Consider the following 20,334-nt stretch of genomic DNA (forward strand, 5'->3'; position numbering starts at 1 on the left):
TATGCATTATATCCAGCAGCCCCAAACCATTGAGGCCAACAGTTTCACCATTATTAGCGACATTATTCGCGAAACGCGTCCTGATTACCGTTTCGCCAGTCCGCTCCATGAGGCCATTATCAAGCGGGTTATTCATACCACCGCCGATTTCGACTGGCTGGACATTTTGTGGTTCTCTGCCGATGCGCTGGAGCAGCTTTGTGATGCGCTACGTCAACCATGCATTATTTATACCGATACCACGATGGCGCTGTCCGGCATTAATAAAAGATTACTGGCGACGTTTGGTAGCGAGTGTCGCTGTTATATCAGCGATCCGCGCGTGGTGCGCGCCGCAAAAACGCAGGGGATTACCCGTTCAATGGCTGCCGTCGATATCGCTATCGCCGAGGAGGAGAAAAACAAGCTCTTTGTTTTCGGTAATGCGCCGACGGCCCTGTTCCGTTTGCTTGAACATAACGTGACGGTGAGCGGCGTGGTGGGCGTACCGGTAGGCTTTGTCGGCGCGGCGGAGTCCAAAGAGGCGCTCACCCATAGCCATTTTCCCGCGGTTGCCGCGTTAGGGCGTAAAGGCGGCAGTAACGTGGCTGCCGCTATCGTCAATGCGCTGCTCTATCACCTCCGGGAGGCCTGATGAGCGAGCTTTCTTTTGACGCGCCGGTCTGGCGCCACGGTAAAGCGTTACGTAAAGGATATACCACCGGTTCTTGCGCGACGGCGGCGGCAAAAGTCGCCGCGCTGATGGTATTGCGTCAACATCTGATTCATCAGGTCTCCATCGTCACGCCGTCGGGCGTCACGCTATGCCTGAACGTGGAGTCGCCGCACATTGAAGGCCGACAGGCGATAGCCGCAATTCGTAAAGATGGCGGCGATGATGTGGATGCCACGCACGGAATGCTGATTTTTGCCCGCGTTACGCTCAACGACAGCGGTGAGATTACGCTCACTGGCGGCGAAGGTATTGGTACGGTAACGCGTAAAGGGATTGGACTACCCCTCGGGAGCGCCGCCATCAATCGTACGCCGCGTCATACCATTGAATCTGCGGTGCGCGAAGCGATAGGCCCGGCGCGTGGGGCCGATGTGGAGATTTTTGCCCCGGAAGGTGAAGCGCGGGCGCAAAAAACGTATAACTCGCGGCTTGGCATTCTTGGCGGCATTTCCATTATTGGCACTACCGGCATTGTGACGCCGATGTCGGAAGAAAGCTGGAAACGCTCGCTATCGCTGGAACTGGAGATCAAACGGGCGTCAGGATTAACGCGGGTGATACTCGTGCCGGGCAACCACGGCGAACGGTTTGTTCGCGAACAAATGGGCGTCGACACACAGGCGGTCGTCACCATGAGCAATTTTGTCGGCTACATGATTGAAGAGGCGGTACGGCTGGGATTTTGCCAGATAGTGCTGGTGGGGCATCCTGGAAAATTGATCAAAATCGCCGCCGGGATCTTTCATACCCATAGCCATATTGCCGATGCGCGCATGGAAACGCTGGTCGCGCATTTAGCTTTACTGGGCGCGCCGCTGGAGTTACTCACCCTGGTCAGCGATTGCGATACCACTGAAGCGGCAATGGAGCACATTGAAGCATATGGCTTCGGGCATATCTATAACCATCTTGCCAGGCGTATTTGTTTGCGAGTCATGCAGATGCTGCGTTTTACCAAAACGCCGCCTGTCTGCGACGCCATCCTGTTTTCTTTTGATAACCATATTCTCGGCAGTAATCGTCCCGTCGACGAGATTGCTAAGGAGCTGCAATGCTAACGGTCGTGGGTATGGGGCCCGCTGGACGGCATTTGATGACGCCTGCGGCGCTGGAAGCGATAGACCACGCCGATGCGCTGGCAGGCGGTAAACGCCATTTGGCGCAGTTTCCGGCGTTTGGCGGCGAACGATTTACGCTGGGCGCGGATATTGGCGCGTTGTTGTCCTGGATTGCCGCCCGTTGGGATAAAGGGATCGTGGTGCTGGCCTCCGGCGATCCGCTGTTTTATGGCATCGGTACACGCCTGGTGGCGCATTTTGGTATCGAACAGGTTCGCATTATCCCTGGCATCAGCGCCGTACAGTATCTGTGCGCACAGGCTGGAATTGATATGAATGACATGTGGTTGACCAGTAGCCACGGTCGTTGCGTCAGCTTCGATCAGTTAGCGAACCATCGCAAAGTGGCGATGGTCACGGATGCCCGCTGCGGGCCGCGAGAAATCGCGCGGGAACTGGTCGCGCGGGGCAAAGGGCATCGCTTAATGGTGATTGGTGAAAATCTGGCGATGGAAAATGAGCGGATCCACTGGCTACCCGTCAGTGCGGTCAACGCCGACTATGAAATGAATGCAGTGGTGATCCTGGATGAAAGATGAGCTTTTTCTGCGCGGCGAGAACGTGCCAATGACCAAAGAGGCGGTACGGGCGCTGGCGCTGTCGAAACTTGAGCTCCACCGCGCCAGTCACCTGATTGACGTCGGGGCGGGAACGGGAAGCGTCTCAATTGAAGCGGCGCTGCAATTTCCTTCGTTGCAGGTGACGGCTATCGAGCGTAATCCTGCCGCGCTACGGCTGCTTGATGAGAATCGTCAGCGCTTTGCCTGCGGCAATATCGATATTCTCCCCGGCGAAGCGCCAATGACCATAACCGGGAAAGCCGATGCGGTGTTTATGGGCGGCAGCGGCGGGCATCTGACGGCGCTGATTGACTGGGCGATGGGCCATCTGCATCCCGGTGGCCGTCTGGTGATGACCTTTATCTTGCAGGAAAACCTTTATAGCGCGTTGGCGCATCTTGCGCGCATCGGCGCATGTCGAATGGACTGTGTACAGCTTCAGCTTTCATCGTTAACGCCGCTGGGGGCGGGACACTATTTCAAACCGAACAATCCTGTTTTTGTTATCGCCTGTCAGAAGGAAGAAAACCATGTCAGAGACATTTGATCCACGCTGTGTATGGTTCGTCGGCGCCGGGCCGGGCGATCGCGAGCTGATCACGCTTAAAGGCTACCGCCTGCTGCAACAGGCGCAGGTAGTTATCTATGCCGGTTCGCTGATCAATACCGAACTGCTGGATTACTGCCCCGCGCAGGCAGAACGCTACGACAGCGCCGAACTGCATCTTGAGCAGATTATCGAGCTGATGGCCGCGGGCGTGAAAGCGGGAAAAACGGTGGTGCGGTTGCAAACGGGCGATGTCTCGCTGTACGGCTCCGTGCGTGAGCAAGGCGAAGAGTTAACCCGCCGTGGTATCGACTGGCAGGTAGTGCCTGGCGTTAGCGCGTTTCTCGGCGCTGCGGCGGAGCTGGGTGTGGAATATACCGTACCGGAGGTATCGCAGAGTCTCATTATTACCCGTCTGGAAGGGCGTACGCCAGTACCGGCGCGCGAACAACTGGAGGCGTTCGCCAGTCACCAGACGTCGATGGCGATTTATCTCTCCGTTCAGCGTATTCACCGGGTGGCAGAACGTCTCATTGCCGGCGGTTATCCGGCAACTACGCCTGTCGCAGTGATCTATAAGGCTACCTGGCCGGAAAGCCAGACCGTTCGCGGCACATTAGCGGATATTAGCGACAAAGTACGTGATGCTGGCATCCGTAAGACGGCGCTAATCCTGGTCGGGAATTTTCTGGGTAAGGAGTATCACTACTCAAGACTTTATGCAGCGGACTTTAGCCATGAATACCGTAAAGCCTGAATCCATTGCGTTGTTTTGCCTGACGCCCGGCGGCGTGGCGCTGGCAAAGAGACTCGCCGCGATGCTGCCGTTAACCTGCTTTACCAGTGAAAAACTGCGGGAAGAGGGATTTATTCCCTTCGATGGCGGATTCGCTAATACCGCGCGGCAGGCTTTTACCACTTATACCGCGCTTATTTTTATCGGCGCGACCGGCATTGCCGTTCGTGTCCTGGCGCCGTTAGTGAACGACAAGTTCAGCGATCCGGCGGTGGTCGTCATTGATGAACGTGGTCAGCATGTCATTAGCCTGCTTTCCGGTCATGCGGGCGGGGCCAATGCCTTGACGCGCTACCTGGCAGGAATGTTAGGCGCCGATCCGGTGATTACCACGGCAACGGATGTCAATGAGATGTCCGCGTTGGACACTTTAGCTTTCCAGCTTAACGCCCGCATGACCGATCTTCGCACGGCGGTAAAAACCGTTAACCAGATGTTGGTCAGTCATCAACGTGTGGGGTTATGGTGGGATGCCGAACTAACGGAAGAGATCGGCCAGTGCGATATTCGCGGTTTTATCCCTGTTGATGATTTGCAGCGGTTGCCTGAGCTGGATGCGCTTATCTGCGTCTCTTTGCGTAATGACCTCCCTGAGCTTCCCGTACTGCACTGGAAACTGGTGCCCCAGCGTGTGGTGGCGGGAATTGGCTGTCGCCGCAATACGCCATTTCCCCTGTTAGCGACATTACTGGCGCGCCAGCTTGAAGCGCAGAAACTCGATCCGCTGGCGTTAAAAGCGATTGGCAGCGTCACGCTCAAAAAAGGGGAGCCGGGGCTTATTCAGCTCGCCTCCTGCTGCCGCGTGCCTTTTAAAACCTTTACCGCCGAAGCGTTGCGCGAATTCGAACACCATTTTCCCGGTTCTGGCTTCGTCAGAAAAACGGTGGGCGTTGGCAGCGTATCCGGCCCGGCTGCGTGGTTATTAAGCCAGGGACAATTGTTAGGCGAGACCCTGCGAGAACAGGGCGTCACTATTACTTTAGGAGTTGCACACTGATGTTGAGCGTAATTGGTATTGGCCCCGGTTCGCAGGCAATGATGACGATGGAGGCGATTGAGGCGCTTCAGGCGGCGGAAATCGTCGTGGGCTACAAAACCTATACCCATCTGGTTAAAGCATTTACCGGCGATAAACAGGTGATCAAGACCGGCATGTGTAAGGAAATTGAACGCTGCCAGGCGGCTATTGAACTGGCGCAGGCCGGGCATAACGTCGCGCTCATCAGCAGCGGGGATGCGGGAATTTACGGCATGGCGGGCCTGGTGCTGGAACTGGTCGGCAAGCAAAAACTGGACGTCGAGGTGCGGCTCATTCCTGGCATGACCGCGAGCATCGCCGCCGCCTCTTTACTGGGCGCGCCGCTGATGCATGACTTCTGCCATATCAGCCTCAGCGACCTGCTGACCCCGTGGCCGGTAATTGAAAAGCGCATCGTTGCCGCCGGAGAGGCAGACTTTGTTATCTGTTTTTACAACCCGCGCAGCCGCGGGCGCGAAGGGCATCTGACGCGCGCGTTTGACCTGCTTGCCGCCAGTAAAAGCGCGCAAACGCCGGTTGGCGTGGTGAAATCCGCCGGACGTAAGAAAGAGGAAAAATGGCTGACTACGCTCGGCGATATGGATTTTGAACCGGTAGATATGACCAGTCTGGTCATCGTTGGTAATAAAACGACCTATGTTCAGGATGGGCTGATGATAACGCCGCGAGGTTACACGCTGTGAATGAGGGAGATGTGCTGGTGGTGGGCGGCACCAGCGATGCGCGCGCGTTATGCCGACAACTGGATGCGGCGAACGTCGCATACACCTTATCCGTGGCGACGCCAGCCGGAAAAGCGCTGGCTGGCGACATTAAAGGACAGGTGCGCTGTGGTCGTCTGGAGTACGGGCAGATGGTCGCCTGGCTAAAAGAAAACCGTACTCGCTGGGTAATAGATGCGTCGCATCCTTATGCAGAAATGGTCAGCCATAACCTCCTTCGCGCCTGTGAAACGGCAGGCGTGTTGTTAAGTCGTTATCAGCGTCCGGAGCAGCTTAGCAATCTGACGCATCCGCTTCTCTATACGGCGCGCAGTATTGCCGATGCCTGCGAGATAGCGAGGCGTTTTGGTCCGCGCGTGTTACTGACGACCGGCAGTAAAGATCTGGCCGTCTGGCGTGCCGGACTGGCGGAAAAAACGTTGCTGGCGCGCGTACTGCCCGTGGCGGAGGTGATTCAACGCTGCAGCGAACTGGGGTTCGGCGTTGGAGAAATTTTCGCACTGTGTGGGCCGTTCAGCGCTGATTTTAACGCCGCGTTTTACCACCAGTGCCGGGCCGACGTGGTCATTACCAAAGCGTCCGGCGCGGAGGGGGGATATCAGGAAAAAGTTCAGCCCTGTCTGGATGCGGGCATTCCCTGCATCGTTATTGCGCGCCCGACGCCGCTTGTGACGGGTGATGAGTTACTGGAAAGCCAGGCCGCCTTTGCGCAGCGTTTATCGCGCTGGCTGGCCGCAGCTAAGGAGTAAAAATGAAAAAAGCGCTTCTGGTGGTCAGTTTTGGCACCAGCTATCACGACACCTGTGAAAAAAACATTGTGGCGTGCGAACGTGATCTGGCGGCGTCCTGTCCCGATCGCGACCTGTTTCGCGCCTTCACTTCCGGAATGATCATTCGCAAGCTTCGCCAGCGTGACGGTATCGACATCGATACGCCATTACAGGCTTTGCAAAAGCTTGCCGCACAGGGATATCAGGACGTGGCGATTCAGTCGTTGCACATTATTAACGGCGACGAATATGAAAAAATTGTCCGTGAAGTACAAATCTTGCGTCCGTTATTCACTCGCCTGACGCTGGGCGTGCCGCTGCTGAGCAGCCATAACGATTATGTGCAGCTAATGCAGGCGTTGCGACAACAGATGCCATCGCTCAGACAAACGGAGAAAGTCGTTTTTATGGGCCACGGCGCCAGCCATCACGCATTCGCAGCTTATGCCTGCCTCGATCATATGATGACCGTGCAGCGCTTTCCGGCGCGCGTCGGCGCCGTAGAAAGCTACCCGGAGGTCGACATCCTGATCGACAGCCTGCGTGACGAAGGCGTCACCGGCGTACATTTGATGCCATTAATGCTGGTGGCGGGCGATCACGCCATTAATGATATGGCTTCAGACGACGGCGACTCATGGAAAATGCGCTTTAACGCGGCGGGCATTCCGGCGACGCCGTGGCTGAGCGGGCTGGGAGAAAACCCGGCTATCCGGGCGATGTTTGTCGCGCATTTGCACCAGGCGCTGAACCTGGCGGTAGAGGAGGCGGCATGAACGGTAAATTATACGCATTAAGTACCGGGCCAGGCGCGCCCGACCTGATAACCGTCCGCGCAGCGCGGATTCTTGGCTCGCTGGACATTCTGTATGCGCCCGCCGGTCGTAAGGGGGGCGATAGTCTGGCGCTGTCGATTGTGCGCGACTATCTCGGCGAGCAGACGGAAGTACGTTGTTGCCATTTCCCTATGAGCGCTGACGGCACCGAGAAAGAAGCGGTCTGGAACGAGGTTGCCGCCGCGCTTACCGCAGAGGTGGAAGCGGGTAAACAGGTCGGTTTTATTACCCTGGGCGATGCGATGCTATTCAGTACCTGGATTTTTTTACTCCAGCGAATCGGCTGCCCGGAGTGGCTGGAGATTGTCCCCGGCGTCACGTCCTTCGCCGCGATAGCCGCCCGCGCGAAAATGCCGCTCGCCATAGAACGGCAATCGCTGGCGGTTATTTCTTGTACCGCGCCGGAAGCGGAAATAGCCCAGGCGCTACAACAGCATGATAGCCTGGTGTTGATGAAAGTGTATGGCCGATTCGCCCGTATTAAAGCGTTGCTGGCGCAGGCTGGCCTGCTGGAATGCGCCTTAATGATGTCCGAGGCCACACTGCCCGGCGAGCAGTGCTGGCGCCATCTCCACGAGGTCAACGATGATCAAGCGTTGCCCTATTTTTCGACCATTCTGGTCAATAAACAGTGGGAGTATGCAGAATGAAACTTGAACAGCAGCTTAGACAGTTGTCTTTCAGTGGACTGGCTGCAGCGCTATTGCTGATGGTTGTCCCGCAACAGGCGTTTGCGATGCATATCATGGAGGGCTTTTTACCGCCAGTGTGGGCGCTGGCCTGGTGGCTACTGTTTTTACCCTGCTTGTGGTATGGGCTGGTGCGCTTACGGCGTATTGTGCAGGAGGATAATCATCAGAAGGTACTGCTGGCGCTGTGCGGCGCGTTTATTTTTGTCCTGTCCGCGCTCAAAATTCCGTCGGTAACGGGGAGTTGTTCACATCCGACCGGCGTTGGTCTGGCGGTTATTTTGTTCGGGCCCGGGGTAGTGGCGATTCTCGGCGCGGTTGTGCTGTTGTTTCAGGCGCTATTGCTGGCGCACGGCGGCCTGACGACGCTTGGCGCAAATGGAATGTCGATGGCGGTGATTGGCCCGGTTGTCGGTTATCTGGTGTGGAAAATGGCCTGCCGTGCCGGACTGCGCCGCGATGTCGCCGTTTTTCTGTGCGCGATGCTGGCGGATTTGGCGACCTATTTTGTGACTTCAGTCCAGCTTGGCGTTGCGTTTCCCGATCCCCATGCCGGAGCGACAGGGTCTGTTGTGAAGTTTATGGGGATTTTCTGCCTCACACAGATTCCTGTCGCCATTGCCGAAGGTTTATTAACCGTCATGATTTATGACCAGTTAACTAAACGGCAAGTGATTACCATACAAGGACATTAAAATGAAAAAAACGTTGATGTTGTTAGCGATGGTGGTGGCGCTGGTGATTCTGCCGTTTTTTATTAACCATGGCGGTGAATATGGCGGTTCAGACGGCGAAGCGGAAAGCCAGATTCAGGCTATTGCGCCGCAGTATAAACCCTGGTTTCAGCCGTTATATGAACCCGCCAGCGGTGAAATTGAAAGCCTGCTGTTTACCCTTCAGGGCTCTCTTGGCGCGGCGGTGATTTTTTATATCCTGGGGTATTGCAAAGGTAAGCAACGCCGTGATGACCGGGCTTGATCGACTCAGCTATCAAAGCCGCTGGGCACACGTTGCGCCGCAGCGCAAGTTTTTGCTGTGGCTGGCGATGATGATACTGGCGTTTGTTCTGCCGCCTGTAGGGCAGGGCATTGAGCTGCTGATCATTGCCGGATTGAGCTGTTGGCTATTGCGCATATCCCTCTGGCGCTGGTGTCGATGGATGGCGATACCTTTTGGATTTTTGTTGGTCGGCGTGATAACGATTATCTTCAGCATCAGCCGCGAGCCGCAAATGCTGCTGGCTGGCATATCTGTCGGGCCATACTGGATCGGGATTATCCGTGCGGGCGTGGTTACGGCGAATGAAACGTTCTGGCGTAGCCTGACGGCGCTGTCCGCGACGTTGTGGCTGGTGATGAACCTACCGTTTCCGCAGTTAATTAGCTTGCTTAAGCGCGCGCATATTCCACGCCTGCTTACCGAGCAAATCCTGTTAACGTGGCGCTTTCTCTTTATTCTTCTGGATGAGGCGGCGGCAATTCGTCGCGCGCAAACGCTGCGTTTTGGTTATTGCAGCCTGCCGAACGGCTATCGATCTCTGGCAATGCTGACTGGACTCCTGTTTACGCGGGTGTTAATGCGTTATCAGCAAATGACCACCACGCTGGATATCAAACTGTATCAGGGTGATTTTCACCTGTAAGGACTATTATGCTTGCCACTTCAGACCTGTGGTTTCGTTATCAGGATGAGCCGGTACTTAAAGGGTTAAATCTGGATTTTTCGCTTTCGCCTGTTACCGGTTTGGTGGGTGCGAACGGCTGTGGGAAGTCTACGCTTTTTATGAACCTGAGCGGCCTGTTGCGTCCGCAAAAAGGGGCCGTGTTGTGGCAGGGAAAACCGCTGGATTACAGCAAGCGCGGACTACTGGCGCTGCGCCAGCAAGTTGCGACGGTTTTTCAGGACCCTGAACAGCAGATTTTTTATACTGATATCGATAGCGATATTGCGTTTAGTTTACGTAATTTGGGGATGCCGGAAGCGGAAATCACGCGCCGCGTCGACGAGGCGCTAACGCTGGTTGACGCCCAACATTTTCGCCATCAGCCCATTCAGTGTTTGAGTCATGGGCAAAAAAAACGTGTGGCTATCGCCGGAGCGCTGGTGCTACAGGCGCGCTATCTATTGCTGGATGAACCCACTGCTGGTCTCGATCCCGCAGGGCGCACTCAGATGCTTGCTATCATCAGGCGGATTGTGGCGCAGGGCAATCATGTCATTATCTCCAGCCATGATATCGATCTTATTTATGAAATTAGCGATGCCGTATACGTGTTACGTCAGGGCCAGGTCCTGACGCATGGCGCGCCTGGCGAGGTTTTCGCGTGTACGGAAGCGATGGAACAAGCGGGGCTAACCCAGCCCTGGCTGGTCAAACTTCATACTCAACTGGGACTGCCGCTGTGTAAAACAGAAACGGAGTTTTTTCATCGAATGCAAAAGTGCGCATTCAGGGAGGCGTCATGACACAGGCAGTTATGTTGCAGGGGACGGCATCCGACGTCGGCAAAAGTGTGCTGGCGGCGGGTTTATGCCGCATTTTTTATCAGGATGGTCTGCGTACCGCGCCGTTTAAATCGCAAAATATGGCGCTTAATTCTGGTATTACGCCGGATGGCAAAGAGATGGGGCGGGCGCAGATTTTTCAGGCGGAAGCCGCGGGGATCACGCCAGATGTGCGTATGAATCCGGTGCTGCTCAAACCGACCAGCGATCGCCAGGCGCAGGTCGTGCTGATGGGGAAAGTGGCGACCAATATGGATGCGGTTAGTTACCATGACTATAAACCGCGTTTGCGTGAGCAAATCCTTGCGGTCTATAACAGCCTGGCGCAGGAATATGACGTTATTGTGCTGGAAGGCGCTGGAAGCCCGGCGGAAATCAATCTGCGCGATCGTGATATCGTCAATATGGGAATGGCGGAAATGGCCCAGTGTCCGGTTATTCTGGTGGCGGATATCGACCGGGGCGGCGTATTCGCCGCTATTTATGGCACGCTGGCGCTGTTGCATAAACAGGAGCGTGACAGAGTAAAGGGCGTCATTATCAACAAATTCCGCGGCGACGTGGCACTACTCTATTCCGGTATCGAACAAATCGAATCGCTTACCGGCGTCCCGGTCCTGGGCGTGATGCCGTGGCTGGATGTGGATCTGGAAGATGAGGATGGCGTCGCGCTGCAAAACGATAAATATCGCGGTAACGCCCCCCGTGATATCACTATTGCCATTGTGCAACTGCCACATATTTCTAACTTTACGGATTTTAACGCTCTGGCGGCGCAGCCGGATGTGCGCATACGCTATATTCGCCGCCCGGAAGCATTGACTGACGTTGATCTGGTGATCCTGCCGGGCAGTAAGAATACGCTGAGCGACCTCGCCTGGCTGCGCGAAAGCGGGATGGCGGATGCGGTATTGCAGACACATCGGCAGGGCGTGCCGGTGATGGGAATTTGCGGCGGCTACCAGATGCTGGGCGACACCATTGTGGATGAGGTGGAGTCGGGGCTGGGTACGCAGCCGGGCCTGGGGCTGCTTAATACGATCACTCGCTTTGCACAGGATAAAACCACGACGCAGGTTAACGCGACAATGTCAGACGAGCTGCCCGGCTGGCTGGCTGCCGCAGCGGGGCTACCGGTACGCGGTTATGAAATTCACATGGGGGAAACGGTGCTGCAGGAAGGATGCTGTACGGCCATGACGTTACAGAAAAATGGATGCTCTGTGGCGGATGGTGCGGTCACCGCCGACGGACTGGCGTTTGGCACTTACCTTCACGGCCTGTTTGACAGCGATGCGTTTACCCGTGCGGTGGTCAATGGGTTACGGGCACGAAAAGGGCTTGCGCCGTGGGAAACGACTTTTTGTTATGCGGAGCATAAAGCGCGGCAATTTGATCTGCTGGCGGAAGCGATGCGGCAACATATTGATATTGATAAAATTTATACCATCATGCAACAATATCAGGAGCCGGTATGATGATTCTGGTGACGGGCGGGGCGCGTAGTGGTAAAAGCCGTCATGCTGAAACCTTAATTGGCGATGCGCCGCAGGTACTGTATATCGCCACCTCGCACATTCTTGATGACGAGATGGCGGCGAGAATTCAGCATCATAAAGATGGCAGGCCGGCACACTGGCGGACCGCAGAATGCTGGCGGCATCTTGATACGTTGATTACCGCGGATCTTGCCCCTGACGACGCGATTTTACTGGAATGTATTACCACCATGGTGACGAATCTGCTGTTTGCGCTGGGAGGAGAAAACGATCCCGAACAGTGGGATTACGCGGCGATGGAGCGCGCCATTGACGATGAAATTCAGATTTTAATTGCAGCCTGCCAGCGCTGCCCGGCGAAAGTGGTACTGGTGACAAATGAGGTGGGAATGGGGATCGTCCCGGAAAATCGTTTGGCGCGCCATTTTCGTGATATTGCCGGTCGGGTCAACCAACGACTGGCGGCAGCGGCGGATGAGGTCTGGCTGGTGGTCTCAGGTATTGGAGTCAAAATTAAATGAGTAAGCTGTTTTGGGCCATGCTCGCTTTTATTAGCCGCTTGCCCGTGCCATCACGCTGGTCGCAGGGACTGGATTTCGAGCAGTATTCGCGTGGGATCGTGATGTTTCCCTTTATCGGGTTGATTCTGGGGGGCGTAAGCGGCCTGATTTTCATCCTCCTGCAATCCTGGTGCGGTATTCCGCTAGCGGCGTTGTTCTGTATTCTGGCGCTGGCGCTGCTGACCGGTGGTTTTCACCTGGATGGGCTGGCCGATACCTGCGATGGCATTTTTTCCGCGCGCCGCCGTGAGCGAATGCTGGAGATTATGCGCGATAGTCGTCTGGGAACCCATGGCGGGCTGGCGCTTATTTTTGTGCTACTGGCAAAAATTCTGGTGGTCAGCGAACTGGCGTTACGTGGAACGCCAATGTTGGCGGCGCTGGCGGCGGCCTGTGCGGCTGGGCGTGGCAGCGCCGTTTTATTGATGTACCATCATCGCTACGCCCGTGACGAGGGGCTCGGCAATGTATTTATCGGTAAAGTCAGCGGACGGCAAACCTGCATTACTCTGGGATTGGCGGTAATCGTCGCCACGGTATTACTGCCTGGTATGCAAGGACTGGCCGCAATGGTGGTCACACTCGCGGCGATTTTCATCCTTGGCCAGTTGCTTAAACGTACGCTTGGCGGTCAAACCGGCGATACGCTGGGCGCGGCGATCGAACTTGGCGAACTGATCTTTCTGCTGGCTCTGTTATGAGCCGATTATTACGGACGAGACATCTTATGCAGACACTACACGCTTTACTCCGTGACATTCCTGCGCCGGACGCCGAGGCGATGGCGCGTGCGCAGCAACATATTGACGGCCTGCTCAAACCGCCGGGCAGCCTGGGCAGACTGGAAGCCTTAGCCGTTCAGCTCGCGGGAATGCCGGGGCTTAACGGTACGCCGCAGGTAGGTGAAAAGGCGATGCTGGTGATGTGCGCCGACCATGGCGTCTGGGATGAAGGCGTAGCGGTTTCGCCCAAAATCGTGACGGCGATTCAGGCGGCGAATATGACGCGGGGAACAACCGGCGTATGCGTGCTTGCCGCTCAGGCCGGTGCGAAGGTGCATGTCATTGATGTTGGTATTGATGCTGAACCTATTCCTGGCGTAGTTGATATGCGCGTCGCGCGCGGCTGCGGAAATATTGCCGTTGGCCCGGCGATGAGTCGCTCGCAGGCTGAGGCGCTTTTGCTGGAGGTTTCCCGCTACACCTGCGACCTGGCGCAACGCGGCGTGACCTTATTTGGCGTAGGGGAGCTGGGAATGGCGAACACCACGCCAGCCGCCGCGATGGTCAGCGTTTTTACAGGAAGTGATGCAAAAGAGGTGGTGGGGATTGGCGCGAATCTTCCGCCTTCCCGCATCGATAATAAAGTGGACGTCGTGCGGCGGGCGATTGCGATTAATCAGCCCAATCCGCGCGATGGCATTGATGTGTTGTCGAAGGTGGGTGGTTTCGATCTGGTCGGGATGACCGGCGTGATGCTTGGTGCGGCAAGGTGTGGCTTACCCGTATTGCTGGATGGCTTTCTTTCCTACTCGGCAGCGCTGGCGGCCTGTCAGATTGCGCCTGCGGTGAGACCTTATCTGATCCCGTCGCACTTTTCGGCGGAAAAGGGTGCCCGCATCGCGCTCGCGCATTTGTCTATGGAACCCTATTTGCATATGGCGATGCGGTTAGGTGAAGGAAGCGGCGCGGCGCTGGCGATGCCGATCGTGGAAGCCGCGTGCGCCATGTTCCACAACATGGGGGAGTTGGCGGCCAGTAATATTGTCCTGCCGGAGGGGAACGCAAACGCAACATAACCCGGGCGCACAACACCAGCCATGTGAGAAAAAAGCTATACTTAACGCACACCTGCCGCGACAAAGGAAGGGATATAATGCGTCGTATCACACCTTTTTTTCCGTTTTTCGTCTTGTTGGTAAGCCATTTCTCGCTGGCTATAAGCTATCCGTTGCCGCCCGAAGGCAGTCGTCTGGTAGGACAGCCTGTCACAATCACCGTACCGCAGAACAATACTCAGCCCTTAGAGTCATTTGCCGCCCGCTACGGTCAGGGGCTGAGTAATATGCTTGAAGCGAATCCCGGCGTGGATGTGTTTTTACCTCAGTCTGGTTCCACACTGGTGGTGCCGCAGCAGTTGATTCTGCCTGACACCGTTCGTGAAGGTATTGTGGTAAACGTCGCCGAGATGCGCCTTTATTATTATCCCGCAGGCACGAATACGGTTGAGGTGCTACCTATTGGTATTGGTCAGGCTGGCCGTGAAACGCCGCGCAACTGGGTAACTGCGGTTGAACGCAAACAAGATGGCCCGGTTTGGGTGCCAACGGCTAATACGCGTCGGGAATATGCTAAAGAGGGAAAAACGCTGCCCGCGATGGTGCCTGCGGGGCCGGATAACCCTATGGGGCTATACGCAATATATATCGGCAGGTTATATGCCATCCATGGCACTAATGCTAACTTTGGCATTGGCCTTCGCGTCAGTCAGGGCTGTATCCGTTTACGCAATGACGATATTAAATATTTATTCGACCATGTTCCTGTAGGAACCCGCGTTCAGATTATCGACAGGCCCGTTAAATTTTCGGTAGAGCCGGATGGCAGTCGTTGGCTGGAGGTACACGAACCGCTTTCTCGTAACCGTGCTGAATTTGAGTCAGACAAAAAAGTTCCATTGCCCGTTACGCCAGTGCTGCGCACGTTTATCAAAGGGGATGACGTTGATACTTCGCGGGTTAATGAGGTGCTGGAGCGCCGTTCCGGAATGCCGGTCAACATTAGCGCAGGCAGGTCTGGCCTTTAAATATCCTGCCACATTGCTGGTTTTCATGGGCTGGAGTATCTGTATTAGTAGTGAGTGTCATGGCAGGGGCTCCATTTCTCAGCGAACCGTGAGGCCCCCGATTAAGCTCAAAGTCATAAATCTTTTCTCCGGCATCGCCGGAGATTTTTCATATGCGTTTGCAAGGCCCTCTTATCCACCGCGCCGAGTATTCTTTTCGGTCGAAATGATATTTGAGATACCAGAGGCGGGAACCGCCCGGACTGACAAGCAGAAACAGACCGTGAGAAGCGGTCAGTTTAAAGGGGTTATCAGCAGGCTTGATACTGCGGCTTTGTTGCGTTGGTTAAAGACACAGGATGGTCACTCCATTATCGAACTGAAGTGACCCTAAGTTTCGCCGGATGCGCAGGGAAAACCAGATGCGCATCGGGAGAGATCTTCACGCTAACATCTGTCACAGAAAACCATCATGACAGGCTGCTCGATAAACCGGATCTCAGAAGTGCGATGAAATATTGGCACAGGCAGGCGTCATGTATCGATTTAAGGGGCGTGTATTCCCCCATTCGTTACGCTATGCGTGGGCACAGGATGCAATAAACCATTATCTGGCGCAGGGATTCAGCGAGAAAGAGGCGTTGGCGCAGACAGCAATATGACGACGGACGCGGGCGTTATGTGGCACAGGTTTATGGATGGAAAGGGAATGACTATTGATAATGCGGGTATCCGTCCTTTTCTGGCGTAGAGAATTTCTACGTAGAAATTTTTTGCCCCATTTCCTGTTGATTCAGAGCTATTCATCGATTTAACCAATCCAAATCTTTGCAGGGGCACATGGCATCTGTCATCTATTCTTGTTACTGCGTAACAGTTCCAGCGTTAACGCCAGATATCTATCGCATACTTTATCGTCCATAAGCTGCCACAAGAGAGCCTCTACCAGCATGTTGCTCTGGTCCCGAGTGTAGCGACTTTGTGCGGTTATGCTGGTATTAATGCACATATATGAGAGCTTTTTGGGATAAACCCTGCCGACTATATATATGGTCTTAGCGGGTTGTATCAATGGATATCATTTATGCTGATAGCTGAATCAAAAAATACAAATATTCATCCGGGAAAGCTGATGGCATATTGAAGTTGCATATAATATTCTATGAGGAAACTTTAATGAATGCCAAAATTGTTAAAATGAAAGAGAATACACCTGTTCTGGCAGGGCTGAAAAGACTTTGCCATAGGAAAATGTATTCATTCCACGCTTTGCCTATTTCGAGTCATGGTCAGAGTGATATTGTTGGCGATACCAGAGAATTTCTTTCTGAATGTCTGGAGGGGTCAGCAACTGGTGAACTCTTCGATAATTTCTTTTTCCCTCATGGGATTATTGCTGAATCACAAAAATTGACAGCAAAGCTTTATAATGCTGACGCATCATTTTACATCACCAGTGGAACAAGTACATCTAACCAAATAGCGATCACTGCTCTTTTTGAAAAGGGTCAACGCATTTTGATTGATAAAAATTGTCACCAATCAATTCATTTTCATGCACAAGCAATTGGTGCTGAAGTTCGTTACCTTTGTCCTGATTTGCAGACAATGGATCAGGAAATAAGTGCATGGTCATATGCACACTTAGAAAATACACTCTTATCATTACAGAATGAAGGTAAAGGGTGTGATATTGTGATTCTGACAGCACAGTCCTATGAGGGCATCATTTATGATATTCCACAGGTATTGGCCCATCTTTTGTCAGCTGGTGTGCAGGCTCGAAAATTTTTTATTGATGAGGCATGGGGGAGTCTGAATTATTTTAGTGAAGATACGAGACAGCTAACAGCAATGAATATAGACTCATTGCTCGAGTTATATCCTGACCTCGAAGTGATTTGTACACACTCAGCCCATAAATCTCTCTTTTGCCTTCGTCAGGCCTCAATAATTCATTGTCGTGGAAAAAAAGAACTGGCAGAGAAGATAGAAACAGCTAAATATAGAATCCATACAACTTCTCCTAGTTACCCAATACTGGCTTCTTTGGATGCTGCGCAAGCAATGATGTCAGTAAAGGGGGAAATACTTGCTACACATACTCGCGAGTTAGTTCATGAATTTATTATGGGGGTATCTGATATTGCTGGTCTGGGTGAAAAATCGATTTGCAGGGAGGTATTCAATACACATTGGCATATTCAGTATGACCCAACCAAAATTATGATCGATGTCAGCGCGTTAGGGACAGGTCAAGAAATAAAAACATTGCTCAGCGAACATGATATATCTCTAAAGAGATTCATCAATAATTTCATTCTTTTGAATTTTCATATTGGTATTAATAGGGAAGCAATCCGCTGTCTTCTTTCTTCGCTAACAAAAATTAGCAAAGATAATAAGAACAATAAAGAAGAGAACGCAGTTGCCAATAAATTCATTATATCTTACCCACCAGGTGTTCCTCTTGTTTTTCCTGGGGATGTTATTAGCAAAGACGTTAGAAATAAAATAAATGAATGTAAACGGAATGGCTGCCTAATTATTGCTGCCTGATTATATAATTTATACTATCTAAGGAATATCTAAAATGATTACTCTTCGCAGACTGAATGAAATAGCCATTACTCGAGGTAATGATATTTGCATTATTGATAAAGAACGACAATATACGTGGTATGATATTATTCGCCGTACTGAGTCTCGCATTGTCTTTCTCCGTCGGGCATTTAACCCTGAGCAGTTACGGTCTGTTTGCTATTTATCAAAAAATAGTGTCGATCTAATTTGTTGGTTGGCTGCTTTTGCTACTTTAGGAATTCCTGCAAACGGTCTTGACTACTCATTACCTATTGAGACCTTGAGAGGGTTGCTAATTAAAATTAATCCGGGACTAATGTTAGTCTCTTTTAGCCTTTACTCTCCGGATGAACTCAATAAGTTGCATGTCCGTACTATAACCATGCTGGCAGTCGATGCTCCAACTGATCCAGTTATTGGCAGTATAGGTGAATTTCATCACCCTGAATTGGAAAGTCTACTTGCGACACATATTCCTGCACCATTTCGCTCAGTTTCACTAACTTCAGGAACCAGTTCAGCACCTAAAATCGTATTACGCTACAACTCTTTTGATGCCCGGCGTTTCGACTGGTTTACTCAGCGATTCAACTTCACGCACCACGATGGTTTCCTGCTTATCTTACCCCTTTATCATGCAGCAGGAAATGGCTGGGCAAGGATGTTTATGGGGCTTGGGGCTTCTTTACATTTGGTGGATCAGGATGATGAATCTGCTCTTATTCAGGCACTTTCTCTCAACTCCGTAAAGGCTACAGTGATGACACCTAATCTGGTTTCCCGTCTCACTAAACTCGCCAGTGAAACAGTTTTACATCATTACTTGCGTTGGGTTTTGGTTGGTGGAAGCTATTTTCCAGTAAAAAGCAAAATAGCTGCATATACCCACTTGGGACATATTTTTAACGAGTATTACGGGTGTACCGAAACTGGGGTGAACGTTCTTTCTGAGTCTTCAGATATGTTTGAGTGTCCAGGTAGCGTGGGGAGAGCCTTTGACGGTAATAAAATCAGAATATTGGATGAGGATAATGTACCACTGAAAGCAGGCAATAGGGGAAGAATAGCTGTAGCCAGTTATATGCTTATGGATGAATACGGTGATGGCAGTAGGCCTTTCATTGAAATAGACAGTGAACGCTATTTTTTGATGGCTGACTACGGATATCTTGACGATAATGGACGACTATTCTTGATGAATCGTAATAGTGAAATAAAGTGTGAGCAAGACATTTATCATATTGAGGAACATTTACGTGCACTCCCCTGTATTACAGATGTGGCACTCATACCAATAAGACAACAAAATAAAGATCATATCAGGTGCATATTTAGCGCTAAACATATAAATGAAGATGATGTTTCTTTTATTATGGATGAAATAAAAAATAAAATTAATCATATCGGGGTGACTGATTTCACCGCACATATGGTTGATAAAATACCTTATAGCCCGAGTGGGAAAGTCCGTTTCAGCGAGATAGTCCAAACTCTGACAGCAGCATAAGTATCCGATATCATAATTTCTTATATAGATATCAATATTAACGAATGGCTATTTTTGAAGTGTTGTGAAAATGTAAGATACAACATCCATGATAACTATCTTTTTAATGTAAGGTGAAAAATATGAATTCATATCTGAAAGGGTTACTCTGTTGCTTATTAGCTACAGTGTCATGGGGGGGGATGTTCCCGGTAATGACACATGCTCTAACTTATATTGATCCGTTTAATTTTACTACTTTTCGCTATGGGATTGCGGGTATTGCCTTTGCATTGTTATTGCTATTTCGTGAAGGCCAAAATTCATTCCGGTTAAAAGGAGAGCGCTGGGGGTTGGCTTGGTTGTTTGGTACGCTGGGTTTTGCTGGTTTTGGTTTTCTGGTCTTTCTGGGCCAGTCGCTTGCGGGGCCCGGGGGGGCACTTACTGCATCCATTATGATGGCTACTATGCCGATGTTAGGGCTTCTGACTATCTGGGCTCTGAAGAAAGTACGCCCTCACGCCAGTACTATGTCTTTTATCCTGCTGTCTTTTAGTGGTGTCGTCCTGGTTATTACCAATGGTGATGTCTTTGCCGTCCTTAATTCACCTATTAGCCTTGCTGCAAATCTGCTACTTATCGCTGGAGCATTGTGTTGGGTACTGTATACCATTGGTGGAAGCTATTTTCCGGGCTGGAGCCCGTTACGTTATACAACTATGACCACGCTGTTGGGGATGATTAGTGTTGTATTAATTGATTTGTTTCTGGTTGGATCGGGTGCAATTTCTGTACCGAGTGCAGCGTCGATAATAACTATTGTTCCTCATCTATTTTATATGGCTCTGGTGGCTGGTCTGGTGGCCGTGCTGTGCTGGAATGTTGGTAATCGCATAATTACTCCAACAAATGGTGTGCTCTTTATGGATGTTGTTCCCATTACCGCTTTTATTGTTTCAGCTCTAAATGGCGTTGTGCCAACAAACATGCAAATTATCGGGGCCGTAATCACAGCTATGGCTCTTGTACTCAACAACCTGAACCAACGTAAACTCGCGATGTTGGCAACCCAGGCTAATACCCTGAAGGCATCGACTAGTCACTAATAGAGATATTGCACCTTTT

At 52.2% G+C, this 20,334-nt stretch carries 22 protein-coding genes and 2 pseudogenes; 23 read left to right on the forward strand and 1 reads right to left on the reverse strand.

Translation table 11 applies throughout. The features are described 5' to 3' along the window. Position 1: 1 nt before the first annotated feature. The 19 genes from LDB27_RS08410 (at position 2) to ldtA (ending at position 15,161) form a co-directional block, all read left to right on the forward strand. Positions 2 to 634, forward strand: a complete 633-nt coding sequence (locus LDB27_RS08410; RefSeq protein WP_000558994.1) for a cobalt-precorrin-8 methylmutase — start codon at positions 2 to 4, stop codon at positions 632 to 634. After that, positions 634 to 1,773 carry a cobalt-precorrin-5B (C(1))-methyltransferase CbiD gene (gene cbiD, locus LDB27_RS08415; RefSeq protein ID WP_001292922.1) on the forward strand — a complete coding sequence of 380 codons (1,140 nt, stop codon included), beginning with the start codon at positions 634 to 636 and terminating at the stop codon, positions 1,771 to 1,773. Before LDB27_RS08410 ends, cbiD begins: the two co-directional genes overlap by 1 nt. Beyond that, positions 1,767 to 2,372 carry a cobalt-precorrin-7 (C(5))-methyltransferase gene (locus tag LDB27_RS08420; protein ID WP_000958838.1) on the forward strand — a complete coding sequence of 202 codons (606 nt, stop codon included), beginning with the start codon at positions 1,767 to 1,769 and terminating at the stop codon, positions 2,370 to 2,372. Before cbiD ends, LDB27_RS08420 begins: the two co-directional genes overlap by 7 nt. After that, positions 2,362 to 2,940, forward strand: coding sequence for a decarboxylating cobalt-precorrin-6B (C(15))-methyltransferase (locus LDB27_RS08425; RefSeq protein ID WP_000650993.1), 579 nt, complete (start codon positions 2,362 to 2,364; stop codon positions 2,938 to 2,940). The genes LDB27_RS08420 and LDB27_RS08425 overlap by 11 nt, the downstream gene beginning before the upstream one ends. Beyond that, on the forward strand, positions 2,924 to 3,697 hold the full coding sequence (locus LDB27_RS08430; protein WP_000004870.1) for a cobalt-precorrin-4 methyltransferase: 774 nt from the start codon (positions 2,924 to 2,926) through the stop codon (positions 3,695 to 3,697). Before LDB27_RS08425 ends, LDB27_RS08430 begins: the two co-directional genes overlap by 17 nt. After that, positions 3,678 to 4,733, forward strand: a complete 1,056-nt coding sequence (cbiG, locus tag LDB27_RS08435) for a cobalt-precorrin 5A hydrolase (RefSeq protein ID WP_001098922.1) — start codon at positions 3,678 to 3,680, stop codon at positions 4,731 to 4,733. Before LDB27_RS08430 ends, cbiG begins: the two co-directional genes overlap by 20 nt. Then, on the forward strand, positions 4,733 to 5,458 hold the full coding sequence (locus LDB27_RS08440; RefSeq protein ID WP_000953640.1) for a precorrin-3B C(17)-methyltransferase: 726 nt from the start codon (positions 4,733 to 4,735) through the stop codon (positions 5,456 to 5,458). Before cbiG ends, LDB27_RS08440 begins: the two co-directional genes overlap by 1 nt. Then, positions 5,455 to 6,246 (forward strand): cobalt-precorrin-6A reductase, encoded by a 792-nt coding sequence (locus tag LDB27_RS08445; protein ID WP_001001975.1) that lies wholly within the window; start codon positions 5,455 to 5,457, stop codon positions 6,244 to 6,246. The genes LDB27_RS08440 and LDB27_RS08445 overlap by 4 nt, the downstream gene beginning before the upstream one ends. A 2-nt stretch (positions 6,247 to 6,248) precedes the next feature. Next, positions 6,249 to 7,043: a sirohydrochlorin cobaltochelatase gene (gene cbiK, locus LDB27_RS08450; RefSeq protein WP_023257662.1), complete on the forward strand. Its 795-nt coding sequence runs from the start codon at positions 6,249 to 6,251 to the stop codon at positions 7,041 to 7,043. After that, complete coding sequence (locus tag LDB27_RS08455) at positions 7,040 to 7,753, forward strand: cobalt-factor II C(20)-methyltransferase (RefSeq protein WP_023231076.1); 714 nt, start codon at positions 7,040 to 7,042, stop codon at positions 7,751 to 7,753. Before cbiK ends, LDB27_RS08455 begins: the two co-directional genes overlap by 4 nt. Next, a complete protein-coding gene (gene cbiM, locus LDB27_RS08460; protein WP_001728371.1) occupies positions 7,750 to 8,487 on the forward strand; it encodes a cobalt ECF transporter S component CbiM in 738 nt (245 codons plus the stop codon). The genes LDB27_RS08455 and cbiM overlap by 4 nt, the downstream gene beginning before the upstream one ends. Before the next feature lies 1 nt (position 8,488). Continuing rightward, on the forward strand, positions 8,489 to 8,770 hold the full coding sequence (locus tag LDB27_RS08465) for an energy-coupling factor ABC transporter substrate-binding protein (RefSeq protein ID WP_000753212.1): 282 nt from the start codon (positions 8,489 to 8,491) through the stop codon (positions 8,768 to 8,770). Beyond that, positions 8,757 to 9,434 carry an energy-coupling factor ABC transporter transmembrane protein gene (locus tag LDB27_RS08470; protein ID WP_023231075.1) on the forward strand — a complete coding sequence of 226 codons (678 nt, stop codon included), beginning with the start codon at positions 8,757 to 8,759 and terminating at the stop codon, positions 9,432 to 9,434. Before LDB27_RS08465 ends, LDB27_RS08470 begins: the two co-directional genes overlap by 14 nt. Positions 9,435 to 9,442: 8 nt before the next feature. Further along, a complete protein-coding gene (locus LDB27_RS08475) occupies positions 9,443 to 10,258 on the forward strand; it encodes an energy-coupling factor ABC transporter ATP-binding protein (protein ID WP_025715131.1) in 816 nt (271 codons plus the stop codon). Next, a complete protein-coding gene (locus tag LDB27_RS08480; protein WP_000189661.1) occupies positions 10,255 to 11,775 on the forward strand; it encodes a cobyric acid synthase in 1,521 nt (506 codons plus the stop codon). The genes LDB27_RS08475 and LDB27_RS08480 overlap by 4 nt, the downstream gene beginning before the upstream one ends. Beyond that, complete coding sequence (gene cobU / locus LDB27_RS08485) at positions 11,772 to 12,317, forward strand: bifunctional adenosylcobinamide kinase/adenosylcobinamide-phosphate guanylyltransferase (protein ID WP_000973189.1); 546 nt, start codon at positions 11,772 to 11,774, stop codon at positions 12,315 to 12,317. The genes LDB27_RS08480 and cobU overlap by 4 nt, the downstream gene beginning before the upstream one ends. Beyond that, entirely contained in the window at positions 12,314 to 13,057 is a 744-nt protein-coding gene (gene cobS / locus LDB27_RS08490) for an adenosylcobinamide-GDP ribazoletransferase (protein ID WP_000040001.1), read from the forward strand. The genes cobU and cobS overlap by 4 nt, the downstream gene beginning before the upstream one ends. A 26-nt stretch (positions 13,058 to 13,083) precedes the next feature. Continuing rightward, positions 13,084 to 14,154 carry a nicotinate-nucleotide--dimethylbenzimidazole phosphoribosyltransferase gene (cobT, locus tag LDB27_RS08495; RefSeq protein WP_001193968.1) on the forward strand — a complete coding sequence of 357 codons (1,071 nt, stop codon included), beginning with the start codon at positions 13,084 to 13,086 and terminating at the stop codon, positions 14,152 to 14,154. Between the two features lie 77 nt (positions 14,155 to 14,231). Next, the gene (gene ldtA / locus LDB27_RS08500; RefSeq protein ID WP_001252827.1) at positions 14,232 to 15,161 is read left to right on the forward strand and encodes a L,D-transpeptidase; all 930 of its coding nucleotides are present in this window, start codon (positions 14,232 to 14,234) and stop codon (positions 15,159 to 15,161) included. 190 nt (positions 15,162 to 15,351) lie between these two features. On the opposite strand, the pseudogene LDB27_RS23925 reads toward ldtA, so the two are convergent. After that, positions 15,352 to 15,465: pseudogene (locus LDB27_RS23925) on the reverse strand (Arm DNA-binding domain-containing protein); the annotation flags it as partial. Between the two features lie 131 nt (positions 15,466 to 15,596). Between LDB27_RS23925 and LDB27_RS08505 the strand changes: the two are divergent. From LDB27_RS08505 to LDB27_RS08520, 4 genes and pseudogenes are all read left to right on the forward strand, one after another. Further along, a pseudogene (locus tag LDB27_RS08505) lies at positions 15,597 to 15,860 on the forward strand (integrase domain-containing protein); the annotation flags it as partial. 456 nt (positions 15,861 to 16,316) lie between these two features. Continuing rightward, positions 16,317 to 17,699 (forward strand): aminotransferase class I/II-fold pyridoxal phosphate-dependent enzyme, encoded by a 1,383-nt coding sequence (locus tag LDB27_RS08510; RefSeq protein ID WP_000992185.1) that lies wholly within the window; start codon positions 16,317 to 16,319, stop codon positions 17,697 to 17,699. Between the two features lie 34 nt (positions 17,700 to 17,733). Next, positions 17,734 to 19,230 (forward strand): class I adenylate-forming enzyme family protein, encoded by a 1,497-nt coding sequence (locus tag LDB27_RS08515; protein WP_000631806.1) that lies wholly within the window; start codon positions 17,734 to 17,736, stop codon positions 19,228 to 19,230. Between the two features lie 122 nt (positions 19,231 to 19,352). Continuing rightward, positions 19,353 to 20,315, forward strand: a complete 963-nt coding sequence (locus LDB27_RS08520; protein WP_001530996.1) for a DMT family transporter — start codon at positions 19,353 to 19,355, stop codon at positions 20,313 to 20,315. The last annotated feature ends 19 nt before the right edge of the window (positions 20,316 to 20,334 follow it).

Origin of the sequence: Salmonella sp. JXY0409-18, from assembly GCF_020268625.1 — a bacterium.
GTDB classification, from domain to species: domain Bacteria; phylum Pseudomonadota; class Gammaproteobacteria; order Enterobacterales; family Enterobacteriaceae; genus Salmonella; species Salmonella enterica.

Excerpts from the sequence above, each read along its gene's own strand:
- cbiM (WP_001728371.1), top strand. The coding sequence starts at position 7,750 with ATGAAACTTGAACAGCAGCTTAGACAGTTGTCTTTCAGTGGACTGGCT.
- LDB27_RS08430 (WP_000004870.1), top strand. The coding sequence starts at position 2,924 with ATGTCAGAGACATTTGATCCACGCTGTGTATGGTTCGTCGGCGCCGGG.
- LDB27_RS08425 (WP_000650993.1), top strand. The coding sequence starts at position 2,362 with ATGAAAGATGAGCTTTTTCTGCGCGGCGAGAACGTGCCAATGACCAAA.
- LDB27_RS08475 (WP_025715131.1), top strand. The coding sequence starts at position 9,443 with ATGCTTGCCACTTCAGACCTGTGGTTTCGTTATCAGGATGAGCCGGTA.
- cbiD (WP_001292922.1), top strand. The coding sequence starts at position 634 with ATGAGCGAGCTTTCTTTTGACGCGCCGGTCTGGCGCCACGGTAAAGCG.
- LDB27_RS08480 (WP_000189661.1), top strand. The coding sequence starts at position 10,255 with ATGACACAGGCAGTTATGTTGCAGGGGACGGCATCCGACGTCGGCAAA.
- LDB27_RS08470 (WP_023231075.1), top strand. The coding sequence starts at position 8,757 with ATGACCGGGCTTGATCGACTCAGCTATCAAAGCCGCTGGGCACACGTT.
- LDB27_RS08465 (WP_000753212.1), top strand. The coding sequence starts at position 8,489 with ATGAAAAAAACGTTGATGTTGTTAGCGATGGTGGTGGCGCTGGTGATT.
- LDB27_RS08440 (WP_000953640.1), top strand. The coding sequence starts at position 4,733 with ATGTTGAGCGTAATTGGTATTGGCCCCGGTTCGCAGGCAATGATGACG.
- LDB27_RS08520 (WP_001530996.1), top strand. The coding sequence starts at position 19,353 with ATGAATTCATATCTGAAAGGGTTACTCTGTTGCTTATTAGCTACAGTG.
- LDB27_RS08455 (WP_023231076.1), top strand. The coding sequence starts at position 7,040 with ATGAACGGTAAATTATACGCATTAAGTACCGGGCCAGGCGCGCCCGAC.
- LDB27_RS08510 (WP_000992185.1), top strand. The coding sequence starts at position 16,317 with ATGAATGCCAAAATTGTTAAAATGAAAGAGAATACACCTGTTCTGGCA.
- cobT (WP_001193968.1), top strand. The coding sequence starts at position 13,084 with ATGCAGACACTACACGCTTTACTCCGTGACATTCCTGCGCCGGACGCC.
- cobU (WP_000973189.1), top strand. The coding sequence starts at position 11,772 with ATGATGATTCTGGTGACGGGCGGGGCGCGTAGTGGTAAAAGCCGTCAT.
- cobS (WP_000040001.1), top strand. The coding sequence starts at position 12,314 with ATGAGTAAGCTGTTTTGGGCCATGCTCGCTTTTATTAGCCGCTTGCCC.
- cbiG (WP_001098922.1), top strand. The coding sequence starts at position 3,678 with ATGAATACCGTAAAGCCTGAATCCATTGCGTTGTTTTGCCTGACGCCC.
- cbiK (WP_023257662.1), top strand. The coding sequence starts at position 6,249 with ATGAAAAAAGCGCTTCTGGTGGTCAGTTTTGGCACCAGCTATCACGAC.
- ldtA (WP_001252827.1), top strand. The coding sequence starts at position 14,232 with ATGCGTCGTATCACACCTTTTTTTCCGTTTTTCGTCTTGTTGGTAAGC.
- LDB27_RS08410 (WP_000558994.1), top strand. The coding sequence starts at position 2 with ATGCATTATATCCAGCAGCCCCAAACCATTGAGGCCAACAGTTTCACC.
- LDB27_RS08515 (WP_000631806.1), top strand. The coding sequence starts at position 17,734 with ATGATTACTCTTCGCAGACTGAATGAAATAGCCATTACTCGAGGTAAT.
- LDB27_RS08420 (WP_000958838.1), top strand. The coding sequence starts at position 1,767 with ATGCTAACGGTCGTGGGTATGGGGCCCGCTGGACGGCATTTGATGACG.